Below are 26,141 nucleotides of genomic sequence, written 5' to 3'. Positions count from 1 at the left end.
ATACAAAATAATGGAAAAACTAATTTTAAGCAAATGGGATAAATTCTTCATTAGAATTGCAGGACACAATCCCGAAACTGTAGAAAAAACTACTCCTGCCGAAAAATCAAGAATTGTCAATCTTGGCTTGGTTCTATTCATACCAGTTATTATGGGTGGAATTTCAGGGGGTTATGCTGCAACTTTTATTAGCCCAGCACCTTATGCTTGGACTTTCGGAATTGTTTGGGCATTGGTTATTTATTTAATAGATAGAGCAATTATTTCAATTACTGACGGTGGTTTCTGGGTTTTTGCAATCAGAATAATCATGGCGATTGTAATTGGTTTAGTTATATCCTTTCCTGTTAAAGTGAAAATTTTTGAAGACGTAATCAATGAACAACAATTTGCAGAAATTAATGCATTAAGGGTTCAGATTGAAAATCGTTACCAGAAAAGAATCCAAGACGCTCAGGCAGAAGCAAATAAACAAGAAGCCAATAAAAACAAGCTATACCAAGAATTTAAAGACGAAATGGATGGGAGTGGTGGAACCGAAGTACGTGGTTATAGTACCATTTCAAAAAGAAAAGAGGAAGCATTTAATGAAGCAAATAAATCGTATTTAACCGAAAAAGAAGCATTCGATAAAAATAAGTCTGACTTAACAAATCAGAAAAATAATGAACTTGAAAATTTAAAGCAATCCCAAGCTAATGGCTTAATTGGTAAGTATAAAGCTCTTGGTCGAGTGGCTGAAAAAGAGCCATTTGTTAATATTGTATCATGGCTTCTATGGTTTTTCTTCACAATTTTGGAATTAGTGCCTTTGCTCGTTAAAATAATGAGCAAAGGTGGACTTTACAACAGTATTGTAAAATCTGATGCTAACGCTCGACTGGTTGCTACTGAGAATATAAATCAATTAAAAATTCAAGCTGAAACTATGGCTGAAACAGTACCAAATGAACAAAAAATAAATGCAGCAAAAGTAAAAATAGTTCAAGACAAAATTTCTGCTGAAACAGAAATGGCTAAAGCATATAGTGCGGAACTTGCCAAACTTTGGAAGCAAGAACGTAAAAACTATGAAGACCTTTCTAAAATGAAAATCACGCCTGAACGATTTGATAAACTTGCTGACCAAATGAGTGAGATTTTTGACAAAGCAAGTGATAATATCTTCGACCATTCTAAAACTGTTTCACCAGAATCAATACTTTAAATCATGAAAAACAACTACCTAATTATGCTAAGTTCAGTGATTATCCTATCATGTAGTGGTGGCGTAAAAACTGACATGTCCGACCTACCTATCGTGAACTCAGTTGAAGAAATCAACAAAGAAAAAGCCACGTCTTTACCACTTACTGATGATAATTCTTTTCTGATTTCAGGCAAAGTAAGTGGCAACCTTTACATTCTTGGAAAAGGTGTCATTGAATTGGTAGATACTAAAAATGATAATGAGAAAATGTATGTAGCAAGCAAAAATAAATATAAGATTGGCGAAAGTATCACTATAAAGGTTTCTAAACAGCCAATTATTACCATAAATGATGATGGTATTGATGTGTTTGTAGAACTTTAAGCAATGGAAAAATGGCATTTACTACCCGTAATTTAACTAATTTCATATCATAAACCTTTACGTTTACTAATTCTAAAAAAGCTATGTGTAAATAACATTACAATTAACATCAGACCTCCAATCATTCGGAGGTCTGGGTCGTGGCTCTCACGACCTATGTAACGCTTGAGCAAAACTCCACCCATCACAAACAATAACATAAAGCTCAAATCAATCTCTTTAATCTACCGACCTATATAATTATCACAAATTTCGTTCACGGTTTCGGCGAATTATTTGAAAATCCAGCTGCTCAACAAATTCCTAAGCATATTCAAATTCTGCCAATCTGCTTTTGATATGCTCATGGGCTGATTGGGGGATTCAAAAGATTCGTAAGGAAAGGATCATAGTTAATTATCAACTATCAAGGAAAGAAAGATACTCAGGCAATGTCATAGCTCTATTTATATATCCAAAATCCTGTAACATCGTAATAATTTCAGTATCTGCCGTTACGAGAATAACCTCACGATGATCAATGTTATGATCAGAAATTAAGAATGATACTTCATAATCCCATTGCCAATTCCAACGCTTCTCCTTTGAACTTTTCGATTGCATATCAATATTGTTGACTACTACTTTGTGGCTAATCCAAGTGTTGAAACCAACAGAAAGCGGGAAGTTTACATTCAATGAAAATGCCATTTTGATTTCATCTAGTTTTGGCAGCGGAATTTCTAATATTTGAGCTACAGCATAAACAATTGCCATTGCTACAAAAGGTTCATAAGGTCCATTATAAATGTAGTCGAGTAGTTTTACTCGTAGTTGCTTTGGGGCAATTTTTGGGTGTTTTTGCAAGATCTCCTGCCTTACACCTTCAATCTAGTCGGTAATACTTCTAGAGAAGTCTATTTTTTCTTTATCAATATAATTTTTTTATCCTGAAAAGTTTTTGAGGACTGATGATATGTTTCTGCTTTTGTATAATTCACTTTGAAGTCCGAAATTACACCACTTAAGTTTTTGGCTTCGTTGTTCAATAACAGGAGGTATAATACCAAAGAAAGGCCGAGTTATGTGCAAATAAGGATGAGGAATTATTCTCGGAGCTACATCAGAATAATCAAAACAATGATGTGCCATTGCAATTACTCCGTTTAAGCAATCTGTATAATTAAATCCTGTCGGACCTTCGGCAAGATTTGCTAACATTTCCATACCCACAACTTGACTACCAAAGGCGATAATATTCTTTTCCCTCTCTTTTTCCCTGAGTGCTTGAATATCTGTCAATACTGTGTTAGTAGACTTCCCTATTACAAAATTGCGATATGAGTTGGTGTCAAATATTACCGCCGTGTTCTTGACGGCTATCATTTGAATATTTCATGTTGGTTGTAAATCATTTATGCTAGGTTGTATTAGAACATTACAATGCTGCCTTAAACACACGAACAACTCTTGTCCAACTGCTTATCCACTGACCAGGTCGATTGTCAATAGTATTAATTTTTGCGAAGTCCTTCTTTTTGGAAAAGAACTTAACAAAAGCATCTAAGCGGCTGGTACGGGTATCATTTATATAAGGACTTACACAGACAAAATAATTATCACCCAGAAAATTTGTTTCAACCAATTGCAATAGTGCAGTTAGTGAAAAATCGTCAATGTCAAGAATGTTTGAGAATAAATGAATGTGCGTATTGGTTTTGTTTATAATAAAATCTTCATTGACAAGGGCATCTAAATCCTTATTGATTGTGTGGATGTCAGTTGCCGGACTAAAATTTCTAATATGCAATGAGGCTCTTTTCAATGCTATCTCCGAAGGTTCTATCAGTGTAAGATTCTTTATTTCCTGCTCAATGCCAATTTGATTCAAGAAATCAAAATATGCCATTGAAGCCATTGCCTGACCACAGCCCCAATCAATAATATTTATTTCCTTTTCAAAGAGTGTCATTGGCAGTGTTTTAAATGCCTCAATCAGTTTTTCATAGTGCATATTGCCAAAGCTATTCATATATGCATACAATTGATTCTCATCAGTCAAAACTGTTACACCTCTGCCTAAAGAATTAAAAATGGAATCAGATTTTACCAATTGGTATTTGTTCACTGAAATCTGTCTGACAGCTTTAAAACTATTTGTCACTCCAGATAATAAATCGCAATACTCAGTTCCCGTTTCAAGTAAAAAGTCTTTTCTGTAAACTGGCTTAACAATATCACGACCAAGAAATGAATCAAGCAGACCATGTATTCTTGAATAAGCATCACTGAAACTTGCAAAATCAACGCTTAGTACATCTTCAATTAGCTTGTTATGCAGAAATGAAAATTCAAAATCAGAAAGGCTCTTTTCGATTTTGGCCTTTAATTCCAATACCTTCCCAATATTGAACTCGCCAAAGTCATGAATTACCTGTCCATAGTAATTCACCATTGTCATTAAAACCCTGTCGGTATTATCTTCCTCCGTTTCTGATGAAAGTTGCAGATGGTTACAAATCGTTTCATACTTATTTATGTAATCATCAGCAGTTTTTACGCCAATGAGATATTGTGAAGCGGCTTTAAGTCTTTCACCTATGTTGAACGCTTTACCATTCAGGTGGTCATATAAAAAACGAAAAGGAGCTAATAAACCAAGTTCTTCACTTATATCTAACAGTAATGAAATAAAAGCAAGATTCGTTTTATTGTTAATGTCAATCTGTAAAATAACATTGCGGTTCAACTGAATGTATCTATTCAGTTTATCTCTTGATGCTATTAAGTCGGCATGTTTTTGATGAGTGAAAAAATCATATACCTGATCAAAATTATCTGAAAGATAATTCTGCAATGAGGCGACATCACCTGATGTGTTTTGTAAATCTTCAACTAACATCATAGAAACTTAGGTGGTTCAGGGGTTTTCATAATCAAAGCGACAAGCTCAGTCTTATTCTCCTTTTTAAACCTCTTGAGAGTAGTTTCAGAAATTCCTCTTTGTTTAGCTATCTTTTTTAAATCTGCAATTAAAAGTGATGAGTAATTAACGGATAATTCGATTGCCGAAGGTTCCTTAACCGCACTAACAGGATCTTTATTTTCCTTAAGAACATTCTTTATGTTATTATCTTCTATTTGTAACTGTTCATTTGGTTGTTCAGTATCTGGAGTTAACTTAAATCCTTTTTTTAGCTTTTCATTTTCTTCTTTTAGGCTTGAAATTTCTGCCCTTAATTTATCAATCTCTTTTTGGTATGATTCAACAGTTTCTTGTTTCTGGGAATTATAAATTGCTTCACATTCGTTTTCTATTCTTTTTTGAAGAGATTCAACGGAAACTGTTAAAGAATTCCGCAACTGCTTATTAAAATACAGGATAGCTTCTTTTTCATCAATCTTTGCAAATGGTGGTATCCATAGATTTATTGCCTTAACGATTGTTGAAGAAATTTCTGCCGAATAATTTTCCAAAAAAAGCTCCAACGGGCTTTGTTTTTTTTTTATAATTATTATTGTGTCTAATATTTTATAGGTTTCATAACCTTTCACATTATCTTTCAACCCAATTGAGGGACACCATTTATCGATATAATCAAATGAGTAGCTTGGCTGCTTTGAGTTATTAAAAACGAACTGATATATGCTTTCAATAATGTAGTAATCTAATTTGCTTTCAAGAGTGAACTTGACATTATTATCTTTTAACTGGCCTTTGTATTTATTCCTCAGTTTTGAATATCCATTATTCAAACCAAAAAGTAATGAAACATCTTCGGCCTTACCTGGGTATATAGTACCATTTGTCAGGTCAGTTACTAAGTTATCAACACTCTTACTTTTTTTATCTCCGTAAGTTGCTAAAATTGCAAGTGCATACAAATGTGAGTTTGGGCTAATAGAATCAATTTTCAGTAGACCAAATTTTTTTTCAACCTTAACACCTTCCTTCTCAGCCAATGCTTCGATTTCATTAGAATCTAAGGTTTGATAAATGTATTGTTGCCACTTGGACCATTCGCTTTCATGTTTTGAAAAAAGACCATAGTATTTATTGCTAAACTTAAAGCCTTTTTCTTTTACTGCATTGAGTGTTTGTTCTTCAATCAACTTATTGAAATGAGATAACGTGGAAAAATAATTTTCCGAAAAATTCATAAATGATTTGCCGCCTAATCTCATAAATGCAAAACCACCAAGAATAATATCAAATCTTTTGATTTTATCTGACAACTCGGAAGTTGTTACATTTTCATCGCTTGCCTGAATTTCACTATCAGAAAGTACTTCAATATCTCTGCCTTTCTCAACCGAAACAATGCTTTCAGGAATGAATGCTGCACCGTTATTAATATTCCAAATTGTTGTTTCCTTTTGTTTTGCATCTAAGAAGCAAACAGATTTCACCCGTGAAATTGGAATAGGTGTATTGTACAGGAAGAAATGTTCAGTTACTTTAGACAGGTCGTTAATCTCTGTATCCGTCAGCACAACTTCAATTGAACAATCTGAATTTTTAACCCACTTGCTTTCTGAAAGCAGAAGTGAATCAGAAAACCTATTTTGAATGTCGTCCGGCTTGTTTGTAAAATATTTTGCAGGCAAAATAATGGCCTTGCTGAAATAGTGAGCAAGACTGCCTGAATTTATTGGTATGAAGAATGAATTTTCCATTATAGAATTTCTTTACTGTAAGTTAATTTTTGTTGTTCTGAACGTTCAAGGAAATTTGGTGTTGAAGTGCTCACCAAGAATAAATTTCGTTTGGCCCTTGTAATCGCAACATAATAGTCATTTTCGTCTATAACGTTTAGTTGAGCTATGTTATTAATCATGTTCTCAAAATCGGGGATGATTACCGTATCAAACTCTGTTCCTTTAGAAGATTTAAAGGTCGTTACATGGACATTATCTATTTCACCAAGACTTCCATCATCTGTTGAAAAGCTGGAGCATTGGATACCTGCATTTCTTATTAGATTGGCGAATATGGTTACATGATTTTGCAGTGGTACTAATACAGCGATATTATGTGTTGTTGACTTAAATTGATTGATAATATCTATGATTGCTTTTGTCTGCTTTGCTGCATTATTGTTTGATATCAACAATATTGGTTTATTTCCCCTTCTACCTTCCTGTAACAAGTTATTTAATGTGGTTTGTGGTACTAATTTTTGTGGAAACAATGCCTTTACAAATAACATTATCTCATAAGAATTCCTAAAGTTTTCATCAAGTACATAGCTACGATTGTTTGGAAAAATAGCACCTAATTGCTGTTGAGTTGTTGCCCTGTTTCTGAAAACGATTTGCTGGTCGTCTGCACCGTAAGAAACAACTCCTGAATAATTTTTAATTGTCGTGTATCTGTCGCCTTCAACATCTTGTGCTTCATCAACGATTATCTCATCATATCTTGTAACATGGCGAGTTGTCCACAAATATGTTCTATCAACAGCATTACCTGCATTACTATTTTCTGACTTTGCAGATGCAGCTAAGTAGGTTTCCAAAGTTTTTGTATAAGTCAGCAATAAACTCCTTTTGCTACCCGTACCATAGTTCCTTATGTGTCGCCATAAAGAAACAACACTCTTACCTGTACCCGGACCACCGGAGATAGCTATGGCATTGGGTTCATTAAGTGCAGCTTGCTGCCCTATTGTCAATTCTGTTATAGTAGGTAGTTTGAAAAAGTAAGCCATAATTATTTACCAGTTATAGTTTCTGAGGTAGGGTTTACTGTGTGTGATTTATAATTTTCAATTGCAATTTCTTTTGAAGTATTTGCATAGCAATACACACACTCATGGGGGCAAGTATTATATTCCCCAATGTCCTTACTCATTATGCAACCGCAGGCTTCTCTCTGGCCTTTATCTTTCATTTTTTTTTTTTTCTCAATGCCTTCAATTGGCTCAAAAAGGGTTGGCTCAATAAACTCAACTCCTAAGAATTTCATCAGCTCCTTATCATAGTAAAAAAGTTTTATCATTAAATCATCATCAACACATTTATTATGCATTATTCCGTACTTGTTTAAATCGAATTTCTCAGCACAGGTTGCCAATTCCAAATTCCATTTTTGATTTAGCTTATTTAACCCTTGTGCAAATTCAATCATTGTGTCCGGGGCAAATTCGATGTACTCAATATTTTCTTTTCTAAGGTTACTTTCTACCTTTTTATAAATTGATATATCAGCAAAGCTGAACACTAATTTGCTTGTATAAGTATGTAGTTGATCTCCGATTCTTTCGAGCCTACTTAGTAATTCTTTTACGTCAATGTCCTTTGTGAGCATCAGTGGATCAAACCTCCAAACCACTCTATCTTTCCCAATTTTGTTGGATAATTCTTTGAACGTATTAATCCGGGTTTCCACTCTTGGCACTTTGCCTTCGTATCCTTCTCTGTCGTAATCATTCAGGCTAAATTGGAAGTAATAATTCTTAAGGTGTTCATCAAGAAAATCAAGATGCTTAAACATGGGTTTCGGATTCTTAGTCCAAAATACCACCACCCGGGTTTCTTTGAACGACACATAAAGTGGTGTACCGTTGAAAGGGTTTTTCCATTTTACATAACCAGCCTTCCACCTCTCAACAAACCAGTCAGCATAAAATGTGGGTATATCCGTTGAACGGCTTGCAGAAACAATCACAGGTGCTTGAGCAAAAACTATTTCGCCTTGTTCACTTACTATTTCTGCTTTATCCCAGCTCATTTTATTACTCTAAAAGTTAGATTAATTCTTTCACGAACTATTTTACTGGTCTTTGGAACCTGATGTTGCCAAAAATGCTGCAACTCACCCTGCATTATTAAAAGGCTTCCGTGTGTCAATTCAATTTCTAATTTTTCCTTCGTTTTAATATGCCTGAGTTGAAACTTACGGGTAGCTCCAAAATTCACAGAAGCAATTACCGGATTAATGCCTAATTCTTTCTCAGCATCCGTATGCCATGAAATGGAATCATTCCCATCTCGGTATAAATTTAAAAGCACACTGTTAAAAGCTGTATTTGCAACAGGTTCAATTTTACTTTTAATAGAAAGAATTTCACTTGACCAAGGAAGAGGCTGCAAAGTGATGCCAGAAAATGAATAAGGTTTATCATTATTGCCATACCAAGCTGTCAATCTTGGGAAGTCAATTTTCTTTCCATACATATTCATTGATTCCTGCTTCCAAATGATGTTACTACGAAGAGTTTTTAGAAACGAATCACTCTCTTCTTTAGAGAAAAAGTTCGGATAGAAAATATACTCTCCGTTTTCAATAACTGTTATTCCCTTCTTGAAAATGCTGCCAGATTTTTGCAGAATGGGGTTGCCAAAAATATCTAGTTGACTCATGAATTAAATTTAGTCTAAATATTACTCTAATACAACACAAATCTAATAAACTTAGCAATTAAAGTAGCTTTTTTTTACCCCAAACTTATTGTTTTAAATGCAGTATTAACCGGATCTCAGTAATCAACTAAACTGAATTTTGAAATTAAGTCAGCTTGAATCTTAGCAATGTGTGCTATATCTATCAATAGTATCATTACTTTTTATACACTAATTTCTGTCGAATCTTAAAGATATTCCCAAAATTATCTGGACCAATAATTGCCCCGCCAATGCTCATTGATCCTAATATTTCCCGTTGTGGAATTATAGTTCTTTCAATAATTGAGAATACTCTGGATAAGAATATGGCAAGTCACAATCATTTAGTATGCTTTGGATTAAATATTAATTGCCTCTTGTATTCCAATACATAGGTTGGTGGATAAGAAATTGAACTATCTTTTTCAGCTATTCTAAAATTGTTGAAATATCGAAATAGAAGTTGTTTGAATGTTCCATTATCATTTTTTTGGCTTTGAAATCGTGTGATTAATTTCAACACATCAATTTTCCAGAAACTGAGTAACTTAATTTTTTACTTCTTCTTTTGTCAGCATAATTGAACTTTATTTTCTGATTTCATCATTATAAACACAAAATCTCCATTTCCCTTGGTTCGTAATTTTGTAGGGGATATAGAATGAGAATTTTATTACTACTTTGCTGTTTATTTAATTGCCTGTTTTACCAAACTCATTATATACTCTAAGTCTTTGTCATCTTCCACTTGTATTTGATAATCACCATTGCCCCAATGACCAATAATGGAAACATCTTGTGCTAATTTCTTAGGATCATCTAACTGTCCGGCTTTTATGTTGATGAAAAGCTTCAGCGATTTCTTTAAAATAGCTATGTCTGTTATGTTTTTGCCTTTCTTGAATGCGATGTAGAACTTCTGCGGCTTTATTTCAATACCATCTGTTAAATAAAGAATGGCAGTCTTGAATTTTTCGTACAACTCTGCTGTCAAGTCAGATCCTTTTTCAATATGGTCTTTCTCTGTATATACTTTTATTTCGGCTGTTACATTTTTAAGTGATTGGGTTTGTTGAGTTAGTGGTTTTATACTTTCGGCTGCAACAGACTTTTTAATTGGGTTTATGGCAATGGTATCATTCTCAAACTGCTTTACTTCCCAAAGTTCTATGCCAATGTCCTTAAAGTTGGTTGCTTGTATCTGATTTTCGGTAAAGCTGGGTGACACAAATGCAACCCTTGTTTGGCTCCAATCCACATCTTCTCTTTTCATATTTTGTTGGAGGCTTTCATTGTACTCGACTATAAAATCAGCTTTGTTTTCTAACATAAGGCTGAGATATGTAAAGCCCTGGTCAACCACGCTGATGTTTTTATCTCTTTTGTATTCTATAATAATAAAGGCACATGCTTGTGGATCATAAGCCAATGTATCTATTCGCTTATTTTTGATGGTAAACTCACTTTTAACCAAGTCCAAACCCATAACGGAATACAAGTTAGCCTCAAATACTTTTTGTATGTCCTTTTCCAGTTTGAAGGGCTTTTCCTTTACCTCTTTTAGCTTGCCTGTTTGGTTTATGTATAGTGCCATATCTATTAAATTTATTTATTCCCCCAGAACAGCTTTCTGCAACAACATCTGACTATTAGCATAAAAAGGAGTATCAGTTTTACCAAGAATACTTAAGGGTAAAGTGGTCATTTCGTTTAGGTTGTCCATAGGTACCAATACTGTTTTAGCACCATTATCTGATAGTAAAGTTACTTTTTCTGCAAAACTAGAAGCTTTTTCTACGGCTCCCCCGATAGAGATATTTCCTAATACTGCTAAGCCTGGCTTGAGGTTTTTCTTATAAATGGCCGAAAGAATGGCCACATAAACAGCACTGCCTATTCCACCAAATATTTGCGACCCCATCAGATTGCTGATTTGTATGTTAAGGTCGTATCCTGACAATGAATGCTGCTCATTTAGAATGCTTTTTTCATTTGCTCGGAGGTAATTATAGGTATTTTTAATATTCTCTTTTACTTCCTGGTTATTGGTTCCTGTTACGTTAAGTTTGCCATTACCTCGAATGGCTACTACTTCAATTTTTACCAAAGAATTATTATCTCCGTCACTTGTGCCTGTGTAACAAACACCTGGTGCCAAAGGATTACTTTCAATCAATGAAGAACCTCTTTCTTCGGGCAAGCCAACGAATATTTCCTCCTGCGTTTCTTTGTCAATGTACGAAAAATTGGTGTCCCAAAACTCCATGCCACCAATTCGTTTCAACTGTTCTTTTACACGGCGTCGCATTTCCATCGCTATCACCATATATTCTTTGATGTCCTCTTTGGTATAAATACCATCAGGATGAAGCAGCTTTATAAATCCCGAAACGATACGTCTTACAGACTTTGAGTCTCTTTGTTTTAGGTGGGCACCAAGCGTGTAATACTTGTCAATTGCGTCGTAAAACGTTGTTTTACGCTGTGATTTGAGTATTTCAGAGAAAAAATCAGTACTAAAGCCAAAATGGTTAGTAAAGTTTTGCGGGCTAAATTTTGTTATTTCCCAACCTGGCAAAAACAAATTTATTCTATCTAAAAATGCTGTATCATAATTGACTTCTTCAGACAAAGGGCTGAATAAATGTGAGGTTTGTAAAACGGTCTCAACAGGTTGGTTAATGTTTCCATTTAATATTATCGAAGCAGACCCTGAAATCTCTCCGCCTTTTGCTCTTGAAAATGAACCAGACTCCATGTAGTCTTTCATCAATGGTATAGCGTCTCTGTCTTTAAAAAGTTTATCGGTACTTTCGTCAAAACAGATGGCATCCCAAAGGCCTACTGCACCTACTCTGCCTGTGGTGTTGTTGACAAATAGTTGTGCTACTGAACCTTGTCCACCAGAAATCAGGATGGCATATGGGGTAATTTCTTTATAAATATATGACTTGCCTGATGCTCTTGGGCCAAGTTCTACCATGTTAAAATTGGCTTCAACGAGAGGAACTAATCGACAAAGGAGCAAGTTGAGTTTCCTGTCGTCTAAACCCTCGCTTAATGGTTCATATCCAGCACTTCTTAGCAATAGGGTTTTCCATTCTTGTTTGCTGAACAGCCCCCTTTTATCTGAAATCTTTGTATTGTCAAAGCTAGATAGTTGGATAGGTTTGATGTCTCTTACCACAAATGGGAAAACTGTATTGCCTATTGTGATCATTGGGTCATACTCCATCTCTATTATAGCCCAAATTCCGCCCAATAACAGCTTCTCATGGTTCTTAACCAGTTCATCGCTAATGTTGGCTTTTCGGATATTGGAGTTACTTATATTAGCCCAATAACGGTCTTTTTGTGGGTCAAGCTCTACCGAGATTTTGTCTATAATTTTATAACGACCTTTTTCTCTTAACTTTGACTGAATAAGAGAACTTTCTTCAGGATTGATATAGTGGTCACGAAGAATCTTTTTTACATTCTCCATGCCCTCTTTCAGTTTTTCTTCGTCTTCCGTGCTACAAGTATTGGCCAATAAATATTCTAACACAAATGCTGGGACATTAGCCCCACCCTTGATAATACCGACAAGGTCTTTTTTTACAACAAAACCTCTGAAATGGTCTAATGCTTTTTTATCTAAGTCGTCTAATATTATCATATTCAAAAAAGTTAAAGTAAACCTCCAAGGTCACGAAGGTTTGATTTTTTTATAATTGCTGTGTCGAGTTGCTCTTGTGTAACGGCATCTAACAGTACGGCCTGCACTTCACTATTGCCGTTAAACGAAAATTCTTTGTCTATCACCGAGTCTGACTCAATATTGAAAATATCACTGCTTTGATATTGTGTTTTACCTGCAAACAGCTTTATCTGAATTTTCCTTGAGGTTCCAAAAAGTTCGGCGGCTCCTTTTGGTGCATCTAATTTAATAATAAATAGTTCACTAGGCACCTCTTTCAAATCAGGCTTATTCGAAATTAACACTTCCAGCACTGAAATTCCATCATTTTTTTTAGAAAACTTAAACTTAGGTATGATAATTTCCTGTGGGGTATAACCGCCATGTGAAAATCCATAAACCCCCTTGGATTTAAATGGGCGATGGTTTTTGGCAGCATAAACATATTTAAATTCTCCGTATGGTCTTTCAAATGAGAGCCATTCAGGATTGGATTGCTTTTCAACAGTTCTAATAAACCGCTCATGGACATCTTTTTTACCCGTAGCACTAGGTTCTATTTTGCCGGCTTCATCTAATAAGCCTGTTAAAACAAAACCATGATCAGTAACAAGATATACTTCTTGATAACCCATGTTGATTAAAAGCGTAATGTTTTCGATAAGTACCTTTTCAAACTCTGAAAATAGCTTAATGGCTGCTTGTTGCAGCTTTTCACCTGCATTGTCTATGTCTTTGTAGGTTAATACCAAAAAGTCAGCTTCAGTGCCATAATTGAGCTGTTCTAGTTGTAAATAGCTAATATTTTTGCTAGAAACTTTTGAAAGGCTTGCTTCTCTGTCTTTTTGAAGTGCTAACACCTGGTTGCCTCCAACATACAATGCACTCATATTGTGCTCTGTTTCAGAAGGCATATCGGCCAACATTACCTGTTTATCCACCTTAAAATACTTCTGTAATTCGGTGGCTACAAAATCAGCAATTTCATATCTAAGTCCATCGCCTACAATTATGGCAGTTTTGGCATTGGCCTTTGACAATAATTCAGGTATATAGCCTTGCTGGTCAGATTTATAGTCATTAAAAAAGCCAAACCAAGCCTGCAACATTAAATGGTTGTGGTCTTCATAATACTCTTGAAGTGGCCTTATGATGTTTTCATCGTTCAAAAATACTTCATAGAGGTTTCGAATGGCTCTATCGATTTTTGAGAATGTTTCTGTATAATAATCAATTACCCCATTTAAACTTCCTAGCTTTGAAATAGCCCTAGTATCTAAATGAGATAAGGCCCAAACGTCATGCCACCAGACTGGGACATTATTTTTATTTTTTGTTGAAAATATCCTTGAATATAGCTTTTCGAGCCTTTCTGCCACAAATGATTTGTCTCTGATATAATCCGCAATTTGCCTTATTGCTTTTTGATCGAGTTTTTCGAAACAATGGTCTGGATGAGCATTCCAAGGATTGACCTCATTAGAAATTTTGTAATTACGAATGTAGGTTTCGAGTGATGGTTTATATGTCGCACTATCCGTCCATTTGTAGTATAATTCCAATAGTGTTTCAGATATTTCGTTATAAGCTAGGCCGTCTAACATCTTTTTCACTACTTCATCTGCTAAGGTCTGAGCTGACTTTTTGAGATAAGGTTGTTCTAATAATTCGTGAAGCTTTTCCTCAAAGAGCCTTTTTATTGTTTCATCTTTGGATTTTAAATATTCATCTGGACGATGTACAAAAGGTAATAATTCCTCATTTAGGTTGATCACCTCTTCTAGGTCTTGGACAATCTTTTTCCACCAAGAGATATCCTTGCCAATGCCCATTTTGGCAGCTGTGAGTAGCATAGGGTTGTCTAGCTGAACTTGCAGACCAGTATTAGTAAATATTTTTTTCTTGAGCCATTCTTGAGGATGGCTTAAATCTAAACAGCCATTGGTAAAGCAATAATCAAACAAAAAACTCAGTTTTTCCTGAGGTCGTGTAATATAAAATACCAAATCCTTCCCTTTGAAAGTAGTTTCGGCTTCATGTCTCAAAAAGAGTTCCTCTTTTTCTTGTTCCCATTTTTTTGAAATGGAGGCATCAGTTCTTAATACTGTTATGTGGTTTTTCTCCAGAATAGGTAACAAAAACTCACACAGTCCATGCGGATCCAACAATACCACTTTTTGGCGATGTTGCATCAACTTTTTAATATCCTCTATAAACCACTTTTCTGTCATTTTATAATCGTTTGAACAATATCTTTGGTATCGTCATCATCGTCGTCATCATCCTTGTCATCATAATCATCTCTATATTTTGCCTCAGAATATTTTGGATAGTCACTTTCATTAAGCTTCTCAATTCTAAGCTTGCATGAATCTTTTTCAAATCCCATCCATTCATTCTGAATACCCTTCTTTAAGCTACTGATTATCCATTTTTTATACCCTTTTTCGGCTGCGAGTTTATCAGCGGCATATTCAGCTTCCATTCCTTTTAGTTCGGGATTTTTTATATGACCAATTTCATGTAGGAGCACAGCCAAAAATTCTTCTGGCATTAATTTTTTGAACATATAATGATCAAAATTTATTAAATTTAACTCTCCATTTATTTCGATATTCTTGATATTTATTGTTGATGCAGGATTGCAAGTTCTAATAAATACTACATTTTTATTCACTAAGAAATCAATTTCTTCTTCGGAAAGATCAATTAATAAATTTCCTAAGATTCCACTAAGGTCATAATAATCAGTAAAGCTCTTTTGTCTAAATAAGCTCTTAAATTTTATTTCTTTAGTTTTCAATTCCATCACCAATCTGCATTTAGGTATTTGTTCAATTGTGATTTTGCTCCTCCTGTGGTTTTTAGGACTTCGGCTTTTAGCATGCCTCGGGCTTGGAGTGGGGCAATGTTTTTGCCTACACCGTCGTCTAGCTTGGGGTTGTAGCCACTGGCTATGAGGTCGTCTATTTTTTGCTCGAAAATCTCTATTTCTCTTAGCTGTTTTTCTATGGTTTCACGCTCTGTTTGGGCTTGGCCGGTGTTTGTATCTGCTATTTCGGCTTTGCGGTTGTTGAGCCGCTCGGTGCGTTGGCTTAGATAGGTGCTTTTGAGTTTGTAGAGGCTGTCAGAAGTCCATTTGTAGATGATAATGAAGGCCTCAAAACCTTGTTGCTCACCGCTGCTGAGGTGCCAGATAAACGGTGTTTTGGGCAAATACATGAACAGGTTGAGGTGGTCAGACAGGTTTTTGAAAAAATGCTGCTCAATATAGTCATTAAGCGGGCGACCCAGCAGACCGTCTAGCTGCATGATTTGGGCATCGGTAAAGCCTTGGTCGTAGCAATATTTTTCAAATCTATCATACAGTCTTGGTTCACCGGGTAGGCTTACCAATGGCACTATACCGTCTACGTCTTCCATCAAAATGGTGCGGAAGGCATCTGCTAGAAACTCGAGGGCTATTTCGGCCACACGGGCTTGGGGCAGCACACGGCTTTCTTTAAACCAATACCACACATTTATGGGGTTAACTTGATGGCGAATGCAAAACTCTTCCAAGTCATTGTTACTTTGATAAAGTGTACCAAAAGCGTCTCTTATTTCACTAATTTGTTGCTCATCAAAAGTAGCAATGGGTAAGTTTTGGATATGCTTTGTTACTTCTGCCATTGGGTTTTGCAATTGTCCTAAAAATGCATCTTTTGCTTCTTTAAACACAGCTAAAGAACCAATAGAAAGACCCATTTTAGCTTCTACCTGCCCACGATCTGCATCGCTGAGTTCATATACTTCAAAAATAATTTCGTTGATAATAGCTTCATTGATAAGCACCTGCGTGTGCAGGGCATTCTCATAAGTGAGATATGCCAATATTCGCTCTTTTAAAGATGCTCCTTGAAAAGCAATAAGAAGTGATTGCTTATAGTTGGTTTCAGTAATTCGATATGAACAAAAAATATGTTTAACGTCTATGTTATAGGTGGCAAATTGTGATATTGTATTTTCTATTTTTTTTGAAGGAATTACAAAAGGTATTCTCTTTAAGTCACCTACTTGGGTATTTACTGTAGGGTTCAAGCAATTAGCTAAATAGAATGTTAATTTAGTGTTTAAAAAAGATAAATAATATTTTACATTCTTAAATTCTCCTGGAAATATACAGGAACCACCAACATCAAATAGTTGGTTAGGAGGCATATATCTAAATGAAACACCTTTACCTAAGGCGGAATAAGTAACTCCTTCTAAAAAGTAATAATTACGGCTTGGAAGATGGTTGCCACTATTTAATAAAAAATTATATCCCGAAGGGCTGTAATCAATTACTGTCCAAAAGTTTCCATACCATTTATTATAAGCCCCACCTTTAGAATAGAACTTCCATTTCTTCATATCATTTAAATCTTTTGATATCTCAGCTTGTTCTATTTCCCACCAATATTTTACACATTTATCATTGTTCCCTGTTGCAATTCCTTGACGAGGTTTTAAAATATCATCAATGGCTTTCTCCTTAAATTTTTCTCTGAATCCATCACTAATCCAATAAATAAAAGGCGAACCTTCAATAGTTTTGAGTTTTTCTTGAAAAAGCTTTATGTTGTGTTTATTTGGTCGGTTAGAAATAATATCATCTAAGGCTTCTAAACAGAAATCTTTTTTTAACTTTTCATTTGGTGTCCTTGTGTATTGGTCTAATGATATGAACCAAGATTTTTCTTGCTTCTCATTTCCTTTTTCAAGTACATAAAATGCAGGTGCTGAAGCAAAAGCACCATCAAATAAATTGGTACTATCTGCACTATAATCTACAAAAACACTGATATGTGTTTTCCCCAAAATAAATTTACGTACATCTTCAAAAGTTTTGATGTACATAAAAGTTAATGGATGGATGAGTGCTATCTTTCCGTTTTCAGTTGTTAATTCGAAACAACGATTTATGAAAACGGCATAAAGGTTAGTATTGAATTTATAGGGTTTTTTGTAATTTGCATCTACAAATTTTTTTAGTTCTGGACCAAAATCTGCACTATCTGTATAAGGTGGGTTGGCTACGGCTACGTCGTATTTTTGGGTCATTAGCTCCAAAAACGTAATGGCATCGTGGGTTTTGGTATTTAGAAAGGTTTCGCCTTGTTTTTCGGCGTTTTGAGCTACCGCTTTTTGTAAGTTGGTAAAGAAGTGTTCTCTGAAAGTATCAAAATCTTCTAATTCTTGTTGGTCAAAGAGGGTAACTATGCCATCATTTTTACCAAAAAACTTCCAATGCAGTTTTTCTTCCAATCGTATAAGCGAGCCAAATTTATGGGCTTGTTGGAGGTCTTCCCATACTTCCTCTATAATTTTCCGTTCTCTTTCCTTTACGATACCTTCGGATTCAAAAATATGATTTACTTCGCTGTATGCCGGTAAGTAAAAATCGGAACTCACAATATTGAAATGCTCAATTTTTACAGTACGCTTCTTTCTTTTTGCCTTAATATACAAACCCAATTGGGCCAACTGTATGGCACGGTCGTCTAAGTCCACTCCGTGCAAGTTGTGTTCAATAATCAGTTTGGGCACATCAGCTTCGTTGTAATCTGCACCATAGTTTTCTATTTGGTCTATGTATAAATCATAATACATATCAAAGCCATACAATAGGTAATTGCCCGATCCCGTGGAAGGGTCAATCATTCGTATTTCGTGCAATGGCTTTCGTTCTCTTATTTTATGATTTGGAGCATTGGCAATTTTATACTTATGGCGTATGTCGCTATTGGGGTACATTTCTAAATAAAGTTTACCCAAACTATTATCAACTAAAAATTGTACTACCCAGCGAGGAGTATAATATTGACTTTGGATACTTACTTTATTGTATTCAGTTTTTAAGCCACTTAAGTCGTGTTGCTTCTTTTTAAATACATTGTAGCTTTCGTACAACCAGCCCAGCACATCGTCGCTTTTCCAGATGTGGTCTTCTACCTGTGCATCGGTCTCTACTTGATTGAAGGCATTGATGATGCCGCTGAGCTCAAAGGTAGTGGGTAGCAAATGGTAGGGGTGTTGCAGACTAAACAGTGGTATTTCTTTGGCTAGTTTGCCCAATTCTACTTCAATAAAACTTCCTAATGCCTCCAGTTCTTCATTGCGGTGGTCGGGGTTGGCTTCGAGCCACATTTTGTGGGCAAAAGAGCGGTTGCCATGCAGGCTGTTTTTGGTGATTATTTCGGGGTGCAAGGCATGGGCCTCCATCACCTTGAGAGCCGCCAGACGGTTAAACAAGGTAAAAGTGAGTTCTTCTACCAGTTTTTCGAATGCATCGGGTTTGTTGCCTGTTTCGAGCTGAAACGTCTCCAGAATATTATTTAAACGCTCTTGTTCTTTATTGAGACCAGCTTCTCTGGTCGCTTGGCTTAGTTCGTGGTTGGCAAAGCCCATACGGCCTAATCGGTTGCGAAAGGCAGTGTCTATCAGTTGTCGTATATGTTCTACGTGGTCGCTTAGTTTCATGCGTGTTTATTCGTTTATTTTCCAATGGCCACCTTTGTTTGGGCCTATTCGTTCTATGGTACCTTGTTTTTTAAGTTTGTTCAGTTGAGCCTCAATTGCTTTTGTAGTCAAACCTAATAATTCAGCTAAGCCGAGGGCAGTTATCTGATTATTTTCTTTGATGGCATTCACTATTGCTACCCTAGTTTTCTCCAGGTTTTCTACCCTAGGTTTTTGATTTTCTACCCTAGTTTTTTTTTCTGTTTCTACCCTAGTTTTTTCTGTAGTTTCAGAAATGTTTTTTTGGATTATTTTTTCATTAATTTGCCAAAAACCATCCCTGTCAGAACCAATGCGTTCTATAGTATTATTCTTTCGTAAAGCACTCAATTGCAATTCAATAGCCCTTGTGGAGAGTTTTAAAGTGCTTGCTAATTCGTCTATCGTGATTTCTTTATGGTTACGTATCAATTCTACAATTTTCTCCCTAGTTTTCTCCGAAGTTTTCTCCGAAGTTTTCTCCGAAGTTTTTTTTCTGCGTTTTACTACTACCACAAACATACCTTCGGTTTTAAACTGCGGCTTGGCATTGTCTATTACTATGGCTCTAAGCTCGTTTTGGTCGTTCACACCAATCAGCAACACTCCTCCAGCAGCATTGGTAATTGCACAAATCTCTTCGGTGAGCTCCTTTACCTTGTTGGGTACGGTCACTTTAAATTCTGAATTATAGCTTTCGCTGCCTGATATTAAGAGTTTTATGTCGTCATGGTTGAGCATAAGCAAACTTAGTTAATTTCGATTTCATCATCAGCACTCGCACCTGATATTTTCTGAAGCTCATTTTGAAGCCAGTTTTTGTAGGCTGCTATTTTGAGTTTTCTACCGGGCAATGTAGATGAAAAAGTTTTGATAGTAGGTGGTGGAGTAGGATCACCACCAGGCTTTGGTGCTGGTGGGGCGGTTTTGATTAACCCCGACCTGATAATCTGTATTTCCGTGCTTTTGGTATTGTATAGTTGTATAAAAGAAAGCATTTCGGAATAAGTAAACCGGGTATGTTTGTCTTTTACGTCATAGTCTATTTCTACCATTGCACTGGTTCTTTGGCTTGCATACTGGGCAATTTGCCTGACGTTGGTTTTGGCATCGTTGTTTAGCCCTACAGGCAAATTATCGATTTCATCAGATAGGATCTGAGCGTCTTTTTGCAACTGCGTGTACTTAGCTGCCATATTGATAGCGGCAGTTTGAATCAACAAGAAATAAGCATCTTTGACTTTCTGGATAGTTTCTTGTAGACTTCTGAAGTTTTTGACCACTTCACCTTTATATAGACTGTTAAAGCTTGCTAACAGGTCACTTAGGTTTGAATCAGATTGAGTAGCCTTGTTGAGTTCGTCAACCACTGCATCTGCAAAGGATTTCCACTGTTTGATTTTATCCAGATTGTTTCTAATAAACTTCTCTGTTTTTTCTATCTCTTTTACTGCAACAGAAAATGTGTCAGTATGGGCCAGATAGTCCTCGGCTTTGTCAATATAATTGGCTTCGCTCACAGCTCCAGTGAACTGAGCTAAGTGGTCTTTTGAAATTTCAAGATTGCCAAACAGAACATCAAAGTCTCTGTTTTGGCGTTTCATGTCATCTACTTTGTCACAAAAGCGTTTGGCCAGTTCCCTAACCGCTGTCACTAAATCAAAATCATTGGTGTTCCAATCCACCTTTTTGTTGATGTGGGTTTCAATATCAAGTTCTTGCAGTGAAGTGACTATGCTGTTTTTTTGAGTAGAGCTTATTGATTTTGAAATGGCTTTAAAGGAAGCTTTTCTGAAATCTCTGGTATTAGAAAAGAATCCAGCTACGCCATCATCTTTCCAGGAGAATTTTTCGGCTCCGTTAAATTTGGCCATAACCTTGCCGCCACGCATGAGGGCAGCAATAGTACTGATTACTGTACCAAAAACGAATCCTGTTGGTGGTTGAGCCAAATCATTTTCAAGTGAAGCACCATCAATAAATGTGTTTCTTATTTTGTAAAGGATATGCTCAGCTGGTTTAAGAGAATCGCCGATGAAATTCCCTTTAGTATCAAAAAACTGAAAATCTGCTCCTTGACTTGTAAAATACGTATGCAACCTTTCGCCATTTGCCTCTTTTACTATTTTCTCTGCGATGGCATCAGACAATTGAGATGATAGCCGTTGGCTGTAAACGTTTTGTATGACCTGCCTCTGAAGGTTCGTAAGGGTAGATTGCCAATTGGTTTTGTTCAATTGTACTGCATTGTATAGGTAAACAGCCGTTCCTTCGGTCAGCGAATGCTCCACCATTTCTTTAAGTCGAATTTCTTTGGCTGATCGCTCTGCCTGAAACGAACGCACAATAGGCCCTTCTTCAGAGTTAGGATTGGTATATTTATCTTTCAGAAACGTGATACGTTCAATTTCATCAAGAAGTTTGTCTATTTCTTTGAATTGGCTATTGTCAGGTGCCAACCAAATGACATCTTTATCGTTTTGATACTGTGTTTTTAGTTGTTCTATTTCACCATTGCGGTCATCACTGTAACTATACAGACTTTTAACCTTGAGTTTGAGCTGTTTTTGCGAGGGTGAGGTAAGCTCATCATCGTTGTCAGAAGTGATATAGAAATCGTAGTTTACGGAATTGTCGGCAGTTTTTGCAATTGTCCGAATCAAACTTGCGTTTTTAAACTCCTTCATTACCTGTTGTTTTTTCTTTGAAACAGCCACTGGAATTTGTTTCATTTCATCAAGTAGTCGCTGCTCTATGTCAGATGTAATTCGATAGGTACCATTGGTCAAAAGCAATATCTTTTGATCTACCAAAAGCTCCAAGGCCTTTGTAATGGTTGGCAAAACGGCATGCTGCTCCTCGGGTGATTTAATAAATGCCTTAACGATATTGTTAAGTGACGTTGTGGCTATTTCGGCTTCTGTCAAATAGTGAATGGTTTCTAACAGGCGACGGCCCGATATTTCGAAATGTTCGTTTTTTAGAATAGACTCTGCATTCGTAAATCTGTTTACTAATCTTACTGGTGGTTGAGTTTGTGCCTCTTTGGCTATTTGCCAGCCTGTAACCACATTGTAAACCTTTTCGTTTTGGATTTCACGTTTAAGAATATCATAAGTGGTAATTATCATGCCTCTGGCTGCCACTTTTGTTGATGCATATCCTTGTCGCCCAAATAGGAAGTTTTGTAATAAACCAAACTGATTTTGGTAGAAAGGATAATAGGTCAAATAAGAATCCAAATTGTCAGTCTTACCAGCACCTGTTAACCCGCTGTGATCGGCTATTTTGCCTGAATTGTTTTTGTAATGCTCTTTTAATGAGGCTAAAGCAGAATCGTTCTTTTTTAATAAGCGGCTTCTGATAATAACATCAACCTCTGTAGCCTCTAGGTGAATTTTGGTTTTGAATCTGTCTGTTACTTTGGTAAGCTGAGCCTTATTGATATTGGAGTTGTTTATAACATCATCCAATTTTTCTTGTGCAATGGCTATAGTCCAGACTTTGCCACCTAAAGACGACAATGATTCACTTAAACCTTCGAGGTCTAACAATGTAAATTTTTTCTGGTTAATGGCCTCACTTGCTTCATCAAATAGAAAAACTACTTTTTCGTCCTTTACGATTTTAAAATAGGATTGAAGTTCCTCTTTCAATTTCGATGAACTGAATTCATCAATTTCTCTTCGAATGGTGGTTAGTCGTTCTATGTAATCCGCCTCTGATTTGGCTAAGCTTAAATATATCTCTTTTATTTTTGCAATGTAAGAAGTTCTATTGCTCTTTAACTCATTCCAATCTTTACCTGTTTTGTCATGAATAAAATCCGCAACATTGGTATATGATGCCTCATAAATAAGTGAAAAGAGCAAAAATCCATGCTCATTTTCAGGAAGCTCAAGTGATTTTAGAAAATTTCGGAATAATGCATAAGCAAAGCCTTTTGAGGTGTCTTGCTTTGCGATATCCATAAAAACCACCCTAGAGTTGATACTATTCAATTTAGAAATTGAATTTTTCACAAGAGCCTCATCATCAATACCAGTAAATCTCTGAAGTATTCTATCTCTAGCAGGAGTACCGTTAATGAGTCTATTACTTATCAAATAACCGATTAGTTTTCCAAAATAAGATTTTCCAGATCCATAAAACCCAGAAAGCCAAACACCTGTTTCAATGATGTTGGATGAATAAATTGAAACAAAATCACCGTATTCTTTGGCCAGTCCATCTGTAATTATGTAGTTTTCAATTTCAGATTGTATGGCATTTTCAGAAATGTCTTCTAAGTCGATTACGTTTTTGATGTCTTCGCTTAGGTCTATCGTCAAAATATCTTTTATAAGCATAATTAGTTTTCTTTTATTGGATTATCATACAACGGTATTTAGATGCAGGGTACTTTCCTAAAAATAGTATCTGCTCATGGTCAACGGTTGCTGGGTATAAAATTAATAATGGCAAGGCTGCGTTCATCACGACCTCATTCTCCATAATGTGAATATTGTGTATGCCAGTGCCAAACAAGGCCCCTGTGTTGATTAGAACTGGCACTTTGTTTTCTTGTAGTGCATTCTGAATGAGCGAGATAATGGTTTTAAACAAATCTGTAGATTCTTCACCAGCTGGAGCTCTGAAAATTTCATGAGTAGCAGACTGTAATAAATCGTACAATTCGACCAACTCTTCTTTATGATTGGAAACGAAATCAATCAGGCAGGCATTGAGGTCGATGATTTCAAAATTCTCTGGATTCAGAAGGTTATTAATGGCAGCTATGTATTCAAACTCACGTATTGGTTCACAAACAATCAAAATAGAATTCCCACCATTAGCATTTAATCGAATTTCAGACCGACTGTCTGATTCTACGAGCCTTTTGGCTTCTATTATTGTATGTGAAGGGTCATTTAAGAGCATCGTAAATGGTTTCGTAAGGTATAGTGGTTTCTATTTTAAGGTTATCACCTGTAAAGTTAATTAAAAAGTAAGTAGCAAACTTTTTTTGCATCAATCTATCAATCAACACCGGTATTTCACAAAAAGCATACTTGAGCCATGCACTTTCCATCAAATTTGATTTTGTTTCAATGGCTTTAAGCCAATAAACAAAAACAACAAACATTTTATCACTTAAATAAGGGTGCAAAATGGATTTATGGAGTGATCCTCCCATTAATCCAAATTTTTTGAGCAATGTCAAATATTTTGAGGCAGTGGTTTCAAGTGTTGAAATAGACCAATTCTGTAATTCGGTTTCCCTTTCTTTCAAGTCTTTCAAGCAAGCCAAAACCTCATCCTGTTTAATAGAAATCCGGCCACTGTAAAATGCAAGAAAGTATATTTGAGAATTGAGATAGTTTAATAAGTCGTTATTTAAAGAAGCATTCCAAAACAATAATTGGAGACTGTCTTTTGAAATACGCTCAACTTTGAGTAGGCTTCTAAGTAGCAGCTCAACATCTTTATTCAAAAAGTGAATCAAAGTTGTAGATATGGTTTTTTCGAATCGTTTAACTGATTTGTCAGTCTTTATTGATGAATAAGTATGAAGTGTACCATCTTCTTTTAATGTCGTAATACTATCTTGTAAGAAAACATTAACCAAGTTCCAGTCAGGTAGTCCTCCAAGTATATTTATGTCGGTGTTAATGGTCATTTTGGGAAATTTCTATATTCATGATATTAGTAGAATTACTTAAAAATTTTGATTTTAATTACTCGATAACTAATAATTGGAAGGTCTGTGTTTCAAATTCTAATACATCATAAAATACAAATATTGCAATTTTATATCTATATTCAATGATAGTTACTGCTCTTTTTGGATAGGTTTTGAAATATTTATTTTTCTTAAATAAAAAAATACCTGCCATGATATTGGTAGGTATTTCGGAAATTATTTGATTTTTGATTTTGAAATTTAGTTAATTGACTTTAGGTCCATATTCTTCCATTTCAACAAAATCATTCTCCTCTATTTTTTGATCCTTTCTCATGATTTTTAAGATAATGACCATAATAGTTTTTCGATAAATAAATATTAAAATCAAAGTCAAAACAGCGAATAAGGCTATAAATAGTCCCTTCAAATTGCTTTTTTCCTTGATTGGATAGTAATAAATGGGGTGGTCAGGTTTATTCTTGTTTGGAAATATAGGTGCAGGATTTGTACTGAATATCCTGAAAGGATCTTGTTGGTATCTAAAAATTGGTGTTTGCATAGTTTTAAGAATTTAAAAATTGTTGATTATATGAATTTGCTAAAAATTGTACTACATCTGGTAAGTCCCTAATAGAAGGTGCTAATGAGACTTGTCCTTGCGTAAAACGGAAAATACTTTTCAAAACTGGAGTTTCGTATGAATTTAGCCTTTGCTCTATAAATCTAATTTTCTCACTTGCTTTAAGCAATTGCTCTTTATTTTGAGAAACAGCTGTTATTGATTTAGGATCTTTTTCAATTTTAAGTAATTCTTGTAGCGTTCCATTATTTATGGCTTTTTCTCTCTCAAATAATCCAATTCGTTTTGGGTGAAGGACAGTTATAGAATTCTCTTCTAAAATTTCAAGTAATCTGTTCGAATAAATACCAAGTCTTTTGATTTCATCTTCTGCTTCTAAGTACATTTCCTTATACTCTTTGTCACAGATTTCTCCTTCTTCATGTTCTCTTGGATTATACTCACCTTGAATATCATTTTGAACTAGGCAAGGTCTTTCCCAATGTTCTTGGATTAAAAATAGAATGTAAGCAGAGATGCTAATTCCTCTTTTGTACGACTCATCCATGATTTTCTTTTTCATTTCATGGGTCATTCTGACATTGATGTTTTGAGTAAGTTCACTCATTTTGATGTTTTTTTAAATGTGTTATTTATTTAAAATACAGCGATAAAACGTCATATTTAGGCAGTTTTACTTTGTTTTACCTTGTATCACATGCAAAATTAGGGTATCATATTCAGAGTTTTTGGACAATATGAATTATATGAATTGTGT

General features: G+C 35.4%; 21 protein-coding genes. 2 read left to right on the top strand and 19 right to left on the bottom strand.

From position 1 onward, the window contains the following. Nucleotides 1-10: 10 nt before the first annotated feature. Complete coding sequence (locus tag EGI31_RS04980; RefSeq protein ID WP_255036069.1) at nt 11-1,207, top strand: DUF4407 domain-containing protein; 1,197 nt, start codon at nt 11-13, stop codon at nt 1,205-1,207. Between the two features lie 3 nt (nt 1,208-1,210). Further along, complete coding sequence (locus EGI31_RS04975; RefSeq protein WP_255036068.1) at nt 1,211-1,573, top strand: hypothetical protein; 363 nt, start codon at nt 1,211-1,213, stop codon at nt 1,571-1,573. 399 nt (nt 1,574-1,972) lie between these two features. Here the strand turns inward: EGI31_RS04975 and EGI31_RS04970 are convergent, their stop codons facing one another. From EGI31_RS04970 to EGI31_RS04880, 19 genes are all read right to left on the bottom strand, one after another. After that, a complete protein-coding gene (locus tag EGI31_RS04970; protein ID WP_255036067.1) occupies nt 1,973-2,419 on the bottom strand; it encodes a hypothetical protein in 447 nt (148 codons plus the stop codon). A 78-nt stretch (nt 2,420-2,497) separates the two neighbouring features. Further along, entirely contained in the window at nt 2,498-2,938 is a 441-nt protein-coding gene (locus EGI31_RS04965) for a hypothetical protein (protein ID WP_255036066.1), read from the bottom strand. Between the two features lie 52 nt (nt 2,939-2,990). Then, nucleotides 2,991-4,457: a hypothetical protein gene (locus EGI31_RS04960; RefSeq protein WP_255036065.1), complete on the bottom strand. Its 1,467-nt coding sequence runs from the start codon at nt 4,455-4,457 to the stop codon at nt 2,991-2,993. Further along, nucleotides 4,454-6,229 (bottom strand): THO complex subunit 7 family protein, encoded by a 1,776-nt coding sequence (locus EGI31_RS04955; protein ID WP_255036064.1) that lies wholly within the window; start codon nt 6,227-6,229, stop codon nt 4,454-4,456. Before EGI31_RS04955 ends, EGI31_RS04960 begins: the two co-directional genes overlap by 4 nt. Then, entirely contained in the window at nt 6,229-7,263 is a 1,035-nt protein-coding gene (locus EGI31_RS04950; protein ID WP_255036062.1) for a 3'-5' exonuclease, read from the bottom strand. The genes EGI31_RS04955 and EGI31_RS04950 overlap by 1 nt, the downstream gene beginning before the upstream one ends. A gap of 2 nt (nt 7,264-7,265) precedes the next feature. Next, the gene (locus EGI31_RS04945) at nt 7,266-8,285 is read right to left on the bottom strand and encodes a DUF1848 domain-containing protein (protein ID WP_255036061.1); all 1,020 of its coding nucleotides are present in this window, start codon (nt 8,283-8,285) and stop codon (nt 7,266-7,268) included. After that, nucleotides 8,282-8,917 carry an alpha-ketoglutarate-dependent dioxygenase AlkB family protein gene (locus tag EGI31_RS04940; protein WP_255036060.1) on the bottom strand — a complete coding sequence of 212 codons (636 nt, stop codon included), beginning with the start codon at nt 8,915-8,917 and terminating at the stop codon, nt 8,282-8,284. Before EGI31_RS04940 ends, EGI31_RS04945 begins: the two co-directional genes overlap by 4 nt. A 709-nt stretch (nt 8,918-9,626) precedes the next feature. Further along, nucleotides 9,627-10,532, bottom strand: coding sequence for a DUF5655 domain-containing protein (locus tag EGI31_RS04935; protein WP_255036059.1), 906 nt, complete (start codon nt 10,530-10,532; stop codon nt 9,627-9,629). 15 nt (nt 10,533-10,547) lie between these two features. Next, nucleotides 10,548-12,596, bottom strand: a complete 2,049-nt coding sequence (gene brxL, locus EGI31_RS04930) for a protease Lon-related BREX system protein BrxL (RefSeq protein WP_255036058.1) — start codon at nt 12,594-12,596, stop codon at nt 10,548-10,550. An 11-nt stretch (nt 12,597-12,607) separates the two neighbouring features. Next, complete coding sequence (locus EGI31_RS04925) at nt 12,608-14,848, bottom strand: PglZ domain-containing protein (protein ID WP_255036057.1); 2,241 nt, start codon at nt 14,846-14,848, stop codon at nt 12,608-12,610. After that, nucleotides 14,845-15,426 (bottom strand): M48 family metalloprotease, encoded by a 582-nt coding sequence (locus tag EGI31_RS04920; RefSeq protein ID WP_255036056.1) that lies wholly within the window; start codon nt 15,424-15,426, stop codon nt 14,845-14,847. The genes EGI31_RS04925 and EGI31_RS04920 overlap by 4 nt, the downstream gene beginning before the upstream one ends. Then, a complete protein-coding gene (pglX, locus tag EGI31_RS04915) occupies nt 15,426-19,121 on the bottom strand; it encodes a BREX-1 system adenine-specific DNA-methyltransferase PglX (RefSeq protein ID WP_255036055.1) in 3,696 nt (1,231 codons plus the stop codon). The genes EGI31_RS04920 and pglX overlap by 1 nt, the downstream gene beginning before the upstream one ends. 6 nt (nt 19,122-19,127) lie before the next feature. Next, complete coding sequence (locus EGI31_RS04910; RefSeq protein WP_255036054.1) at nt 19,128-19,880, bottom strand: winged helix-turn-helix transcriptional regulator; 753 nt, start codon at nt 19,878-19,880, stop codon at nt 19,128-19,130. 8 nt (nt 19,881-19,888) lie between these two features. Continuing rightward, nucleotides 19,889-23,488, bottom strand: a complete 3,600-nt coding sequence (gene brxC, locus EGI31_RS04905; RefSeq protein WP_255036052.1) for a BREX system P-loop protein BrxC — start codon at nt 23,486-23,488, stop codon at nt 19,889-19,891. Nucleotides 23,489-23,501: 13 nt separating this feature from the next. Further along, a complete protein-coding gene (locus tag EGI31_RS04900) occupies nt 23,502-24,059 on the bottom strand; it encodes a hypothetical protein (protein WP_255036050.1) in 558 nt (185 codons plus the stop codon). Continuing rightward, on the bottom strand, nt 24,046-24,798 hold the full coding sequence (locus EGI31_RS04895; protein WP_255036049.1) for a BrxA family protein: 753 nt from the start codon (nt 24,796-24,798) through the stop codon (nt 24,046-24,048). Before EGI31_RS04895 ends, EGI31_RS04900 begins: the two co-directional genes overlap by 14 nt. 58 nt (nt 24,799-24,856) lie before the next feature. Further along, nucleotides 24,857-25,015: a hypothetical protein gene (locus EGI31_RS04890; protein WP_255036048.1), complete on the bottom strand. Its 159-nt coding sequence runs from the start codon at nt 25,013-25,015 to the stop codon at nt 24,857-24,859. Nucleotides 25,016-25,066: 51 nt separating this feature from the next. Then, nucleotides 25,067-25,363 carry a hypothetical protein gene (locus tag EGI31_RS04885; RefSeq protein ID WP_255036047.1) on the bottom strand — a complete coding sequence of 99 codons (297 nt, stop codon included), beginning with the start codon at nt 25,361-25,363 and terminating at the stop codon, nt 25,067-25,069. Between the two features lie 4 nt (nt 25,364-25,367). Then, entirely contained in the window at nt 25,368-25,991 is a 624-nt protein-coding gene (locus tag EGI31_RS04880) for a hypothetical protein (protein ID WP_255036046.1), read from the bottom strand. Between the last annotated feature and the right edge of the window lie 150 nt (nt 25,992-26,141).

The organism is Lacihabitans soyangensis, assembly GCF_024343775.1.
GTDB lineage: Bacteria > Bacteroidota > Bacteroidia > Cytophagales > Spirosomataceae > Leadbetterella > Leadbetterella soyangensis.
This window is presented reverse-complemented; position numbering and strand designations above follow the sequence as displayed.

What these genes read in the sequence shown, in the direction of transcription:
- EGI31_RS04895 (WP_255036049.1), bottom strand. Translation starts at nt 24,798, where the DNA reads ATGACCATTAACACCGACATAAATATACTTGGAGGACTACCTGACTGG.
- EGI31_RS04980 (WP_255036069.1), top strand. Translation starts at nt 11, where the DNA reads ATGGAAAAACTAATTTTAAGCAAATGGGATAAATTCTTCATTAGAATT.
- pglX (WP_255036055.1), bottom strand. Translation starts at nt 19,121, where the DNA reads ATGAAACTAAGCGACCACGTAGAACATATACGACAACTGATAGACACT.
- EGI31_RS04950 (WP_255036062.1), bottom strand. Translation starts at nt 7,263, where the DNA reads ATGGCTTACTTTTTCAAACTACCTACTATAACAGAATTGACAATAGGG.
- EGI31_RS04880 (WP_255036046.1), bottom strand. Translation starts at nt 25,991, where the DNA reads ATGAGTGAACTTACTCAAAACATCAATGTCAGAATGACCCATGAAATG.
- EGI31_RS04945 (WP_255036061.1), bottom strand. Translation starts at nt 8,285, where the DNA reads ATGAGCTGGGATAAAGCAGAAATAGTAAGTGAACAAGGCGAAATAGTT.
- brxC (WP_255036052.1), bottom strand. Translation starts at nt 23,488, where the DNA reads ATGCTTATAAAAGATATTTTGACGATAGACCTAAGCGAAGACATCAAA.
- EGI31_RS04900 (WP_255036050.1), bottom strand. Translation starts at nt 24,059, where the DNA reads ATGCTCTTAAATGACCCTTCACATACAATAATAGAAGCCAAAAGGCTC.
- EGI31_RS04960 (WP_255036065.1), bottom strand. Translation starts at nt 4,457, where the DNA reads ATGATGTTAGTTGAAGATTTACAAAACACATCAGGTGATGTCGCCTCA.
- EGI31_RS04920 (WP_255036056.1), bottom strand. Translation starts at nt 15,426, where the DNA reads ATGGAATTGAAAACTAAAGAAATAAAATTTAAGAGCTTATTTAGACAA.
- EGI31_RS04925 (WP_255036057.1), bottom strand. Translation starts at nt 14,848, where the DNA reads ATGACAGAAAAGTGGTTTATAGAGGATATTAAAAAGTTGATGCAACAT.
- EGI31_RS04890 (WP_255036048.1), bottom strand. Translation starts at nt 25,015, where the DNA reads ATGGCAGGTATTTTTTTATTTAAGAAAAATAAATATTTCAAAACCTAT.
- EGI31_RS04885 (WP_255036047.1), bottom strand. Translation starts at nt 25,363, where the DNA reads ATGCAAACACCAATTTTTAGATACCAACAAGATCCTTTCAGGATATTC.
- EGI31_RS04935 (WP_255036059.1), bottom strand. Translation starts at nt 10,532, where the DNA reads ATGGCACTATACATAAACCAAACAGGCAAGCTAAAAGAGGTAAAGGAA.
- EGI31_RS04940 (WP_255036060.1), bottom strand. Translation starts at nt 8,917, where the DNA reads ATGAGTCAACTAGATATTTTTGGCAACCCCATTCTGCAAAAATCTGGC.
- brxL (WP_255036058.1), bottom strand. Translation starts at nt 12,596, where the DNA reads ATGATAATATTAGACGACTTAGATAAAAAAGCATTAGACCATTTCAGA.
- EGI31_RS04975 (WP_255036068.1), top strand. Translation starts at nt 1,211, where the DNA reads ATGAAAAACAACTACCTAATTATGCTAAGTTCAGTGATTATCCTATCA.
- EGI31_RS04955 (WP_255036064.1), bottom strand. Translation starts at nt 6,229, where the DNA reads ATGGAAAATTCATTCTTCATACCAATAAATTCAGGCAGTCTTGCTCAC.
- EGI31_RS04965 (WP_255036066.1), bottom strand. Translation starts at nt 2,938, where the DNA reads ATGATAGCCGTCAAGAACACGGCGGTAATATTTGACACCAACTCATAT.
- EGI31_RS04910 (WP_255036054.1), bottom strand. Translation starts at nt 19,880, where the DNA reads ATGCTCAACCATGACGACATAAAACTCTTAATATCAGGCAGCGAAAGC.